At 63.7% G+C, this 12,857-nt stretch carries 6 protein-coding genes; 2 read left to right on the top strand and 4 right to left on the bottom strand.

Annotated elements, in window-relative coordinates; genetic code table 11:
* Positions 1 to 105 precede the first annotated feature (105 nt).
* A complete protein-coding gene (locus tag NF556_RS06235; protein WP_252594622.1) occupies positions 106 to 3,195 on the bottom strand; it encodes a DEAD/DEAH box helicase in 3,090 nt (1,029 codons plus the stop codon).
* 615 nt (positions 3,196 to 3,810) lie between these two features.
* On the opposite strand from NF556_RS06235, the gene NF556_RS06230 reads away from it, so the two are divergent.
* A complete protein-coding gene (locus NF556_RS06230; protein ID WP_252594621.1) occupies positions 3,811 to 6,339 on the top strand; it encodes an NB-ARC domain-containing protein in 2,529 nt (842 codons plus the stop codon).
* A 177-nt stretch (positions 6,340 to 6,516) separates the two neighbouring features.
* On the opposite strand, the gene NF556_RS06225 is transcribed toward NF556_RS06230, so the two are convergent.
* The 3 genes from NF556_RS06225 to nrdR all read right to left on the bottom strand — a co-directional run bounded on the left by NF556_RS06225 (position 6,517) and on the right by nrdR (position 11,643).
* Positions 6,517 to 7,884, bottom strand: a complete 1,368-nt coding sequence (locus NF556_RS06225; protein ID WP_252594620.1) for an ISL3 family transposase — start codon at positions 7,882 to 7,884, stop codon at positions 6,517 to 6,519.
* Between the two features lie 201 nt (positions 7,885 to 8,085).
* Positions 8,086 to 10,983 carry a vitamin B12-dependent ribonucleotide reductase gene (locus NF556_RS06220; protein WP_252594619.1) on the bottom strand — a complete coding sequence of 966 codons (2,898 nt, stop codon included), beginning with the start codon at positions 10,981 to 10,983 and terminating at the stop codon, positions 8,086 to 8,088.
* A 171-nt stretch (positions 10,984 to 11,154) separates the two neighbouring features.
* Positions 11,155 to 11,643 (bottom strand): transcriptional regulator NrdR, encoded by a 489-nt coding sequence (gene nrdR / locus NF556_RS06215; RefSeq protein ID WP_252594618.1) that lies wholly within the window; start codon positions 11,641 to 11,643, stop codon positions 11,155 to 11,157.
* A gap of 480 nt (positions 11,644 to 12,123) precedes the next feature.
* On the opposite strand from nrdR, the gene NF556_RS06210 reads away from it, so the two are divergent.
* The gene (locus tag NF556_RS06210; RefSeq protein ID WP_252594617.1) at positions 12,124 to 12,804 is read left to right on the top strand and encodes a TetR/AcrR family transcriptional regulator; all 681 of its coding nucleotides are present in this window, start codon (positions 12,124 to 12,126) and stop codon (positions 12,802 to 12,804) included.
* The last annotated feature ends 53 nt before the right edge of the window (positions 12,805 to 12,857 follow it).

Here is a 12,857-nt window from a genome sequence, read left to right as displayed (position 1 = left end):
CCCTCGAGCACCGACTAGTCGGTCTGCGGGAGCGGGCCCAGGAACTGGGTGGCGAATGAGCGCCGAACCGACGTCAGCCGGTGGCTGGGGGGCGGTGACCCGTGGCTACCCAGCCGCCACGCTGGCGGACGCGAACACTTCGCCGGGCATGGGGGTGTCCAGGCGCCAGGTGATAGCAATCGGCTTCTCTCCCTCGTGCGAGACATACGTCGCCGGCCCAAGGAACAGGTAGGGACTGGTGCCGAACTCGTCCTTCTTCTCCTCGCGCACGAAGATCAGGACGGTGGACGAACCGGTGACGTAACGCTGGCCAGTCTTGGAAGCCACGCTCGTGACCGACTGGGACTCCCAGTGGAACAGTTCCTGGCTGATGGGGTAGTCCCGGTACATGGTGGTCGGCGAAAAGCCATCGTCGGTCTTCTTGAGCGTCACGAAGAAGGCATCGACGTTGAGGTCCGGCTCGTAGAGGACACCCTCTCGAAACGAGTTGGGTTTGCGAGACATCGACGCGTAGCCAAGTGCTGCGAGAGCCTCTTCGCGCTGATAGCGCGCGTGAACCTGGAGGGGAACGTGTGCAAGGCGACCTGAGAGCGGTCGCACCGTGTGGTCTGCGGCCTCGAAGGCGAGATCGATGACTTCCCAGGTGTCAGCGCGAACGGCCGGGCTCACCGCCAAGCTCTCGAGTCCGGCACCCACTGAGTCGAACCCTCCCCCATCGGGCCACAGGGAGAAGAACAGCATGTCCGCCAACCGCTTCTCCACTGCCGAGAGGTTGTCATAGCTGCCGGCCTGGCCTTGGAGCAGTGCGCCGTATGCCGTGTGCCGGACCGGGTCGTCGACGTGGGCGAGGGCGCGGACTCGCCTGGCCAACTTCATCTCTAGGGGGCTGAGGGTGTCGGCGTGACCTGCGTCGGCCCGCAGCTCCGTCCAGGACCGCTGCCCCCGCCGCAGCACGTCGGGCAGGAGCACACCTGAGTCGCTGAGGAATCCGTTGAGTGACGTGCCCGGCTCCATCGCCGAGAGTTGCTGCACAAGGTAGCGCCACCGCGCCGAGATCTGCGTCTTCAGACTTTCGAGGACGACTTCCTGGGCTCGCTCGTCGAGCACGACCTGTGACCCAGCAGGCAGGTACGGGAAGCCGTGCTCAAGGTCCTCTTTGAGCCTCCCTCTCGGGCGCCCCGTCAGCGCGCCGAGCTTGGCGTCGAAGCGGAACTCTCGGCGCTGGTTGCCCACGAAGTCCAGCACTGTCAAGACTGGTTTGTCAGGTCGTGAACGCAAGCCCCGTCCGAGTTGCTGCAGGAAGATCGTGGCGCTCTCGGTCGGCCGCAGGAAGAGCAGAGTGTTCACGTCAGGGATGTCGACACCCTCGTTGAAGAGGTCGGCAGCGAACAGAATCTTGACCTCTCCCGCACGCAGCGCGGCGAGCGCCTCCCGGCGTTCGTTTGGCGGCGTGGAGCCGCTCACCGCCTGCGCACTGATGCCGGCGTCGTTGAACACCTTGGCCATGTAGTCCGCGTGGGCCACGCCCACGCAGAAGCCCAGGGCCTTCATCTCCTGCACGTCGGTGATCTTGTGGGACAGCTCTTTCAGGACCACTCGTGATCGCGCGTCGTTGCCGGTGAAGACCTGCTCGAGTTCGGCTTCGTCGTATCTGCCACGCTTCCATGACACTGAGCTCAGGTCGGTGCCGTCGCTGACCATGAAGTAGTGGAAGGGCGAGAGGATCCCCGCCTGAAGTGCCTCCCAAAGTCGCAGCTCCGCAGCCGTCCGTCCGCCGAAGTAGGCGCGCACGTCGAAGCCATCAGACCGTTCAGGGGTGGCGGTGAGGGCGAGCAGTTCTCGTGGTCGGATGTGCTCGAGGAGCCCTCGGTAGGTCGCAGCCGCCGCGTGATGGAACTCGTCCACCACCACGATGTCGAAGGCATCGGCCGGCAGGGCAGAGACGCCGTAGGAGTTGAGCGATTGGACGCTGGCGAAGACGTGCCTCCACCGCTCGGGGCGAGCACCGTCGACATAGAGTTCCCCAAAGTTGGGGTCGGCGAGGACCTCGCAGTAGGTCCGCCGAGACTGTTCGAGAATCTCCTTGCGGTGGGCAACAAACAACAAGCTCGGGTAGGTGTTTGTCGCGGAGTCGGACAGCCGCTTGTAGTCCAGCGCGGCGATCACGGTCTTGCCCGTCCCGGTGGCGGCGACCACGAGATTCCAGTGGCGACCGTGCAACTCCCGTTCAGCCTGAACGGCGTCGAGGATGTGCTGTTGGTAGGGATACGGCCGAACCTCAAGACCCGAGATCTGCGAGTCACCAACACCTGCCCCCGAGCGCCCAGACGAGCGGGCCAAGGCGTCATCGAGCCGGTCCCTGTGGTCCACGTTGTCCGGGTCATAAGGCTCGAAGCTCGGGTCGTTCCAGTACGTCTCGAAGGTGGCACCGAACTTCTCCAGGAGGGCTGGAGTGCCCACCCTGGACAGTCGGACGTTCCATTCCACGCCGTCGAGCAGTGCGGAGCGGGACAGGTTGGAGGATCCGACGTATGCCGTGTCGTAGCCGGTGTGACGGTGGAACAGCCACGCCTTGGCGTGCAGTCGCGTCATGGCCTCGTCGTAATGGATCCGCACGTCCGCACCGAACTCGCGCACGAGCCGGTCCAGTGCCTTGCGTTCGGTGGCTCCCATGTAGGTAGTGGTGATAACTCGGAAAGGGATGTTGCGCTCCCGAAGACCGCGCAGTTGCTGGTCGATCACCCGAAGCCCATGCCATTTCACGAACGCACAGATGAGGTCCACTCCATCAGCGGCATCGAGTTCCGCTCGCAGCTCGGCACCGAGGTTAGGCTCACCCTTGGCATTCGTGAGCAGTGCCGCCTCGCTCAGTGGTGTGGATGGGCGCAACCCCGTACGTGAGGCCTGGCCCGGCACGATGGGGGCACGCACGGCAGTGAGGTGACGGCCGGGCGCCACGAGAATCCCGTCACCCGTGAGTTGCTTGAGCAGTCCATTCGCGAGCGCGAGCCGGTCTTCGTCATCACGGACATCACGGAGCACACGCTCGACAATCTTGCCGACGTGCCGCGCGAACGTGTGCGGTTGGTCGGCAGCGTCGACGGGCTCGAACTCAGCAGTGACGTCCGGAGGCAGATCGCTCAGCCGGGCCATCAGCTCCACAGTTGCCAAAGCCTCGTAGATTCCCTCCTGCACACCCGTAGCTTGCCAGGTCCGGAGGACACTGTCTTTCGCCAGCCCTCAGACTCGGCATGTCCAACTCAGGGAACAGCAGTCCTCGCGCACGCGACGGCAAGCCCTGTCACGTGTCGGTATTCGGTCGCGTTCTGGTGGATCACGCATCGTTCACGGCTCGCCCACCTCGAATGTTGGCCTCGGCGTGGACAGCACTCTAGAGCTGCGGACCGCGCCGAGAGGCGGTCATCGAGTCAAACTCCGCTGCAGGTCCAGATTGACGCAAGCAGACAGGCATCCCGGACGAGCTCACGGTTAGGGACAGCACTCAACCGTCGAGCGACGGACCGAAGGTTGGTACATCACTGTCATGCCGATGTGTCAAGGCTTGGAGCAGGTGTCATCGGCGACGTGAAGCGCCGCGTCGCGGATTCCGCTCTGCGGCTCGGGGCAGCAAGAAGCGATCGCCAGGGATAGCCGCTGCGGGGCCAGGGGTATTGATTACCTGGCAGTCCCGCCGCGGCGGAATCCACACCGGCAGCCACCATCATTCACGGCACGGCCTGGCTCTGAAGTCATGTGGAGGGTCGGCGCGTACGGCCTGCTTTACCCATGGGGTGTCGCTACGCTGGGCTGGTGACCTTCTCTGCCTCTCGACTCACCTGCTACGCCCTGATCTCCGCCATGGAGAGTGACCTGAGGCGCATGGTAGAGGTACACTGGCCCGAGCTTCCCCTCGCCGACCTTCCAGTTGAAGTCGTTGATGCCGCCCAAGTGCGAAGGACGAAGGACAGACTGCCGACCGCTAGGTCGGTAGGCGCGCTGCTGCCGCACACGGACTTCGCTGATGCCTTTGAAATCATAGCCGCCCGTCGGAGCAGTCTTTCCAATACAACCCGGGACGCTCTCGACGCACTCGCCAAAGGCTTCACGCGCATTGTGGCTATCCGCAATCAGGTCGCCCATACGAAACCTATGCAGTTGGACGACGGCGCCTTCCTGGCAGACCAGGCAGCGGCAGTAGTGCTGAGCGATCGGGAGCAGTGGCCCACGCTTGCGGAAACCATGCGCCGCATTGACGATAACCCGGCCTACGTATTGGGCCTCACACCATTATGGCGGGCCGACGAGGTCGCCGGCACACCCTTTCACAATTTACCTATTCCCGAGTTCGACGAGACTGGATTCTTCGGAAGGCGGGAGGAACTCAAAAAACTCAAACGCCTAATCAAAGGAAATTATGCGATCGTCTCCGTCCTCGGGACAGGTGGCATAGGCAAGACGGCACTGACCGTTCAGGCAGCGTATGACCTATTAGATGATCCGGACGGCACTTTCGAGGCGATCGTGTGGGTCACTGCGAAATCTGCAGTGATAACTGGCACCGAGGTTGTGGCTATAACTGACGCCATAAAAGACTCCCTTGGGCTATTCTCGCAAGCTGCAGAAGTTCTCGGGGGGTTGCCCGCTGAACAGCCCATTGGAGAACTTCGAGGATACCTCGAGACCTTTAAAGTCCTCCTGATCCTAGACAACCTTGAAACCGTTCTCGATCCCGTCCTCCGTGAGTTCCTGGCTGACATCCCCCTCGGCAGCAAAGTTATCCTGACCAGTCGTATCAGTCTCGGCATGCTGGACAATCCGATTTCCCTTGGCCCGTTGTCGGAAGACGAGGCGGTCAACCTCCTGTATGCACTGTGTCGTGCCCGCGGGGTGACCCAACTTCGGGACCTCCGCCGCGAAGAGGTAGCGAAATACGCAGCAGCGTTGGTGGGGCATCCCAGTTACATCCGCTGGTTCGTAGCGGGCCTGCAGGCGGGTCGGCGGCCCGAGGATCTCCTCGGCGACAATGGTCTTATTCTCGAATATTGCATGTCTAATGTGTACGACTACCTTGATGAGGAGCAACAGGAAGTCCTTAGCACCTTCCAAGTGCTTCCAGGCGCTAAAAATATGGCCGAGTTGGCATATCTAAACGATTTGTCAGGGGAAGACACCGAGCGAGTGCTCCTGGCACTCCTCACGACCAACTTCGTTGCGATGTCCAGTCACTCGCGGTCAGGGAGCCTGGATTCAGCGTATTTCCTATCTGACTTCGCAAAAGAATACCTGGACCGGTGGCACCCCGTGCCAAGACCGAGACGAGCTGGGATGCTCCAGCGGAGCCAAGACCTGAGAGACCAGGGTGCTCAGTTCTCTGTTGAGATGGTTGCGACACCTTACAATTCGGACACTATCACGATTCGAGGCGTGGAAGACGCGCATGTTGCGAGAATTTTGAAGCGAGCGTCGGCCAGCGAGGTTTATGAAGACGCCCTCGGTTTTTGCAGAGAGGCACAGAAGCTAGCTCCTCATTACTTCGAGACCTATAGGGTTGAGGGTGACATAAGAGCGCGGATGTTGGACGACACAGGAGCACTGGAGGCGTATGAGCGAGCCCTCCCACTTTCGGAGCTGGCTTCCACGCCCTTCCACTTCGGCAGCTATTTGTTGAGTGAAGGAATTGATGTCCAGCGCGCACTCATTTTGCTACAGGAGGCGGCGCGGCGGGATCCTACGAGCCCTAATATCGCGGCTCAGATTTCATGGGCGCAATACCTTCTCCGAGAATGGGAACTCGCATTCGGAGCAGCTAAGCGTGTGCTTGACCTCCAACGATCCACGACTGCTGAACAGTTCCCTGCGGTCGTGATGGCCTTGCGCGCGGCGTGCCAGAAAATTGAAGAAGACCTACTCAGAGAGCAGAATGGTTCTGCCCTAGAGATCGCTGAAGAAGCCCTGGAACTCTGCGAAACGCTTCCTGAGGAACTTTTATCAGGCGAAAGTTCTGACCTTCTGCTTTGGATGCGGACCCTCGTTGGCGACGTGACTCCTCGCTTATCGGGATACTACGCTGTTAGCGCCTCCAAGTTCGTTGAGCGGCTTTCAAGACTAACGTCAAGTTTAGGCGTCGAGGCGAGGCAGGTAGGTCGCGTGGCGCGCCTTGTCCGCGACAAGGGATTTGGCTTTATCGCTGGAACCCCCGAGGACTATTTCTTACACGTGTACGAATTGCTCGATAGTGACGTATGGGATTCGCTAAACGACGGTGAACTCTGTTGCTTTGAACTCAAACAGGTGGACAGTCGCTGGCGAGCTGGGCAAGTGCGCGTTCTTCGCCTATAGCAACCAGAAGCGAGGCTGTTCGCCCAGTATGCCTGCGGAGCCTCTCGGCCCGGACGCAAGCGCGGAACTGTGATCTGGCCGCACGGTCAGGCCGCGCCGGTGACGCACGTGAGGACAAGAGTATGTTCGGCTGGCCTCAGGGCGCGTGGTCCAGCCAGCCTTGTCGGCTCTTCGAAGTTAACCGGGCAACTCGGTCTTCTTGGCTGTGGCCCGCCGGTGTTGGCGGGTGCATGAGCAGCGTATCCGGCGTTGCTGATTGGCGGTGTTCCTGAACCCGAAGGCGTTGCGACCTTGATGCTTGGCCAGGCGGTTATACCCTTCCGATCTGGCATTGGAGTAGCCGGTGATGATGGCCGCTTCGACTGCTGGCCACCAGGACTCGATCGTGGCTGCGAGGCGGTGGATCTCCGGGGAGCGGGAGTGGGCTGCTTGGTCGTAGAAGAGCCACAGCCGGTGAGAGATCACCGACCGGTCCGGGTTCGTCCCGGACAGCGCCAGGAGCTCACGGAGGCGTTCCTTGACGGTGTAGGCGTACAAGATTTCCTGGCCCGGGTCACCGGCATCGACGAGCTTGTTCCACATCTTCATGAACGACTCCTCGGACAGGTTCTCGAACCCGGTCAGCAGCCGCCGGCGCTTGGCCCACTCCGGGTCCTTCTTCCGGCCACGGCGGCCACGCACGTCGCGGGTCGCGCGTTGACGGACCTCGGTCAGCGTCTGATTGGCGAGCTGGACGAGGTGGTACCGGTCGGCGACGACGACCGCGTCGGGCAGCGCCTCGGTGACTGCCGTCAAGTAGGACGCGGACAGGTCGATCGTGACGTGGCTGATGCCCTCCCGCCAGGGGGCCGGTTGGGCTTCCAGCCAGGCGATGACCTCGGCGGAGGCGCGCCCGTTCACGTGGCCGAGCAGGCCACCAGTTCCTGCAGCGTCGACGATCCCGGTCAGCCACCGGTCGGCGACGACCTGCCACCGGCCGGTGTTGACGTCTTGGGCCCACTTGATCTTCCCGCGGCGCGTTTCGTCGATGCCGAGGACGCACACCGGCGGCAGCGGCGCCGCCAGCGCGGGGCTCACGTGGTCGATGAACGCGGCATGCGCGACTGGCCAGGACACCCCGTGATAGCGCGCGGCGGCCTGGACGTCCTTGAAGTCCTCGGCTACCCCGGCACCGCAGGCAGCTCGTAGCCTCGTCGTCAACCTCGAGCGGGCAGGGATGCTGGGCAGGGACTCGGTGAACGAGCCTCGCGGGCACGCTGCCTCGCGGCACCGCCACCGGCGTTTGCGCCAGAGGAGGTGGACCGGGTCCTCCCCGTAGGGCAGGTCCCGCGGTCGGGTCACCGCGTGGCCCTTCACCGACGTCGAGAGCACCCCACACTTCGGGCACGCTGCCGCGGCCTCTTGCGCTGTGGCTAGGTGCACCACCCGAGCTCTGTCCTCCTCGAGCGCAACGTGCGCGACCGCGACCCCGTCCAACCCAAGCAACCGATTCGCTCCGACATCGACGTGCTGAACCTCAACCTCAAGTTGCGTACCCTGGGACATGCCCGTGACCTCATCTTCGTGACCATGAACTGCTCGACACAGCCATGATCACCGAGGTCACGGGCACTTCACGTCAAGCGAAACCCCCGGCGTGCCCGGTTAACTTCGAAGAGCCGCCTTGTCTCCTAGAACTGGCGCCGCCGTGGGGCGGGGAGGGTTGGTTACCTCCCCGCGCCACGGCGGAACTCGTGGGGCTCAGCGTCAGCTGCAGCCGCTGGTGGAGCCGCAGCCCTCGCAGACATAGCAGGAGCCGGCACGCTGCATCTTGGTGCCGCAGGTCATGCACATCGGGGCGTCGGCGGACTTGCCCTGGAACTTCTCCATCAGCTCGGCCGAGGAGTGGACCCCGGTGCTGACCTCGCGTGCCGCGGGCGCCTCGACGTCCACTGCGTCGACGACCTCGGGCTTGTCAGCCTTCTCCTTCTTGGTGGTCGTGGCCACGGACTGGCTGTAGGACTCCAGCTCGTCCTCCACCGACTCGTCGTCCGAGTCGCTCGAGCCCGAGCCGGCCAGATAGGAGCCGGTCTCCAGCTCACGGGCCCGCTCCTCGGCGGAGTGGATGCCCATGTAGTCGCGGGTCTCAAAGTCCAGGTAGTCCAGCGCCAGACGGCGGAAGACGTAGTCCATGATCGACTGCGACATGCGCACGTCCGGGTCGTCGGTCAGACCGGCCGGCTCGAACCGCAGGTTGGTGAACTTCTCCACGAAGGTCTCCAGCGGCACGCCATACTGCAGGCCGATCGACACCGCGATCGAGAAGGCGTCCATCACGCCGGCCAGGGTCGAGCCCTGCTTGCCGAACTTCAGGAAGATCTCGCCCAGCGTCTCGTCGTCATAGGTGCCGGCGGTGAGGTAGCCCTCGGCACCACCGACGGAGAACGACGTGGTCTGGCTGGCGCGACGCTTGGGCAGACGCTTGCGGACGGGGCGGTACTCCACGATCTTCTCGACCTTGGCCTCGGCGGCCGCAGCGCTCTTGTCCTTGGCGGTGGACCCACCGTCGGACAGCGGCTGGCCGACCTTGCAGTTGTCTCTATAGGCGGCCAAAGCCTTCAGGCCGAGCTTCCAGCCCTCCATGTAGACCTCGGCGATCTCCTCGACCGTGGCCTCCTCCGGCAGGTTGACCGTCTTGGAGATGGCACCGGACAGGAACGGCTGGACCGCTGCCATCATTCGCACGTGGCCCATCGGCTTGATGGCCCGCTCGCCCATGGCGGTGTCGAAGATCTCGTAGTGCTCGGTCTTCAGGCCGGGGGCGTCGATGACGTGGCCCTTGTCGGCGATGTGCTCGACGATCGCCTCGATGGTCTCCTCGGCATAGCCGAGCATCTTCAGCGCGCGCGGGATGGTCTGGTTGACGATCTGCATGGATCCGCCACCGACGAGCTTCTTGAACTTGACCAGCGAGAAGTCCGGCTCGATGCCGGTGGTGTCGCAGTCCATCATGAAGCCGATGGTGCCGGTCGGCGCCAGGACCGAGGCCTGGGCGTTGCGATAGCCGTTTTTCTCGCCGACCTTGACGACCGAGTCCCAGGCCTTGGTGGCGGCCTTGTGGATCTCAGAGTCCATCGCGTGCAGCGAGCGGATCTCGTCGTTGGCGGCCTGGTGCTTGCGCATGACGCGCTTGTGGGCGTCGGCGTTGCGGGCATAGCCGTTGTAGGCACCCACGACACCGGCCATCTCGGCGGAGCGCTTGTAGGCGGCGCCGGTGAGCAGCGAGGTCAGCGACGCGGCCAGGGCGCGGCCACCCTCGGAGTCGTAGCCGCGGCCGGTGGCCATCAGCAGCGCGCCGAGGTTGGCGTAGCCGATGCCCAGCTGGCGGAAGTTGCGGGTGGTCTCACCGATCGGCTCGGTCGGGAAGTCGGCGAAGCAGATCGAGATGTCCATCGCGGTGATGACCAGCTCGGCGACGGCCTGATACTTCTGCACGTCGAAGGTGTTGTCCTCGCGCAGGAACTTCAGCAGGTTCAGCGACGCCAGGTTGCAGCTGGAGTTGTCGAGCGAGAGGTACTCCGAGCAGGGGTTGGACGCGGTGATCCGGCCGGTCTCGGGGTTGGTGTGCCAGTCGTTGATGGTGTCGTCGTATTGAATGCCCGGGTCGGCGCACTCCCAGGCGGCCTTGGCCATCTTGTTGAACAGCTCGCGGGCGTCCACGGTCTCGATGACCGAGCCGTCCTTGCGCGAGCGCAGACCGAACTCCTCGCCCTCCTCGACCGCACGCATGAACTCGTCGGAGACACGCACCGAGTTGTTGGCGTTCTGATACTGCACGGACACGATGTCCGCGCCGCCCAGGTCCATGTCGAAGCCGGCGTCGCGCAGCGCGCGGATCTTGTCCTCCTCGCGCGCCTTGGTCTCGATGAACTCCTCGATGTCCGGGTGGTCCACGTCGAGCACGACCATCTTGGCCGCGCGGCGGGTCGCGCCACCGGACTTGATGGTGCCCGCGGACGCGTCGGCGCCACGCATGAAGGACACCGGGCCGGAGGCGGTGCCACCGGAGGACAGCAGCTCCTTGGAGGAGCGGATGCGCGAGAGGTTCAGGCCGGCACCGGAGCCGCCCTTGAAGATGAAGCCCTCCTCCTTGTACCAGTTGAGGATGGAGTCCATCGAGTCGTCCACGGAGAGGATGAAGCACGCGGAGACCTGCTGGGGGCTGGAGGTGCCGACGTTGAACCACACCGGGGAGTTGAAGCTGAAGATCTGGTGGATGAGCGCATAGGTCAGCTCGTGCTCGAAGATCTCGGCGTCGTCCTCGGTGGCGAAGTAGCCGTGCTCCTTGCCCGCCTTGACGTAGGTCAGCACGACCCGGTCGACGAGCTGCTTCAGGCCGGTCTCGCGGGCGTCGGTGCCCAGGGCGCCGCGGAAATACTTGGTGGTGACGATGGTGGAGGCGTTGACCGACCAGAAGTCGGGGAACTCCACGCCGCGCTGCTCGAAGATCGTCTCCTGCGTCTTCCAGTTCTGCTGGACGACGTCGCGCTTCTCCCAGGTCACCTCGTCATAGGGGTGCACACCGGGGGTGGTGTAAATGCGCTCGATCTTCAGGCCCTTGCCGGCCCGCCGTGAACGGGAGCGTGCGGCGCTCGTCTCCGTCATGATTCCTGACTCCTCTTGTGGTTGCTGACCCATGTTTGCTGCTCTGTGTTTCAACGTCTCGTGCTGCTCAACTAGTCCTTCTCCGGTGGTTCCCAACCACCGTCCCACCGCCCACTGACAGTCTTCCGAAACTCGTCCGAAATCCCCCGGTGACCTGCAGGAATACCGGCGTTACGGCATACTCTCCGCCGTGTCTGGCTCGGCTGCTGCGGCATCGCGCTCGGTGCGCAGCAGCGTGATCGCCCCCTCGAAATCCTCCAGGGACTCGAACGCCTGATAGACGCTCGCGAACCGCAGGTAGGCCACCTCGTCCAGGCACCGCAGCGGCGCCAGGATGGCCAGTCCGACCTCGTGCGCGTCGATCTCGGCCTGCCCCTGGGAGCGGATGGTCTCCTCGACCTGCTGACCCAGGATCTGCAGCGCGTCCTCGGTGACCGGACGGCCCTGGCAGGCCTTGCGCACACCCGTCAGCACCTTCTCCCGGCTGAACGGCTCGGTCGCGCCGGAGCGCTTGATGACCGAGAGGGTGGCCGACTCGACCGTGCCGAACCGGCGCCCGCACTCGGGGCACTGGCGACGGCGGCGGATGACGGTCCCGTCCTCCTGGACGCGGCTGTCCACCACGCGGGAGTCCGTATGCCGACAGAACGGACAGTGCATCTGCGGCCTCCTTCGGTGGCTGGGTTGGGGCGTTCCTGCTGGTCGGCCCGTGCGTTGTTCCTGTGTGTTGTGCTGGGGACTGCTTGTGGATGACGTGTGGGTAACGTCTCCAGGTTGTGCACAACATGTGGACGAACCACAGGTGTGTAACTACTAGATGTAGGGATCATAAGCAGGTTGGGCACTAGAAGCAACAGCCCACGCGTCGAGAAAATTGGGACTGTTGTGACTGTGCAGGTCAGACGGTTGCGACCCACTGAAGACACCGCGTGGCGACTCGGCGTGTCGCCCACTCCCCCACATCGACCGAGCGCGTCGTGTGGCGAAAATTCAGCCCACCGAGCGCGCCACCGCCCGAGAAACGACCAAATAAGACCACACTCGCCACGCGATTCACGCGGCACCTATCCTGAGCACACGTGAGCCGCCGCACCGCGGCAGTTAGAGACGACGTGGTCGACGACGGAGGGCGGGAGAGTCGTGACGGGGACACAGCACGTCCACGCGACCCAGGCAGACACGCTGCTGCGCTCCATCATGCTCATCCGAGACTCCCACGGCTCCGCGTCGGCAGGCGGTGGGACCAAGGAGCGCGTCCTGCTCGAAGCCGTCGAGCTGATCGCCATCAACGGTTATCAGACAACGTCCATGCGACAGATCGCGGAGCGGGCCGGGATCCGGGCAGCCAGCATCTACAACCACTTCCCCAGCAAGGACGCTCTGGTCGTCTCGGCGCTGCAGTGGATCTTTGACGACTTCGTCGCCTTCATCGCCGAGCCCATGACCCGTCACGAGCCGGCGGTGCGGACGCTGGAGACCCTGGTGCGCCGGCACGCGCTCTATCAGTTCCAGTTCCCGCACCGCATGGACTCCTGGCGCATCATCCTCGAGACCGACCAGTTGGCCGCAGTCGTCCCGGACCAGGCCAGGAGCGCAGTCCAAGTCAAGCGCGACCTGCTGATTGACCTGTGTGAGGCCCTCACCCGAGCGGCCTACCCGACGCTTCAGCAGCCACGCGAGCGCGTCCGCGCCGTCAACACGTTGTGCGGCCGAGCCTCCTGGTGGTTCGACGGTGACCTCAACGACCTGCCCGCGATGACGGACCTGATCTGGTCGTTGGCGGTCTCCATCTTCACCAGTCCGCTCGCCCAGGAGCCCTGAGCCCAACAACCCAGAGGCAGCCCCGCATCACCATTGACACTCGGACTAACGTG

This window comes from Ornithinimicrobium faecis (genome assembly GCF_023923225.1).
In the GTDB taxonomy this organism is placed as follows: Bacteria; Actinomycetota; Actinomycetes; order Actinomycetales; family Dermatophilaceae; genus Ornithinicoccus; species Ornithinicoccus faecis.
The sequence above is the reverse complement of the archived record's forward strand: the minus strand, read 5'-3'. Positions and strand labels throughout refer to the sequence as shown.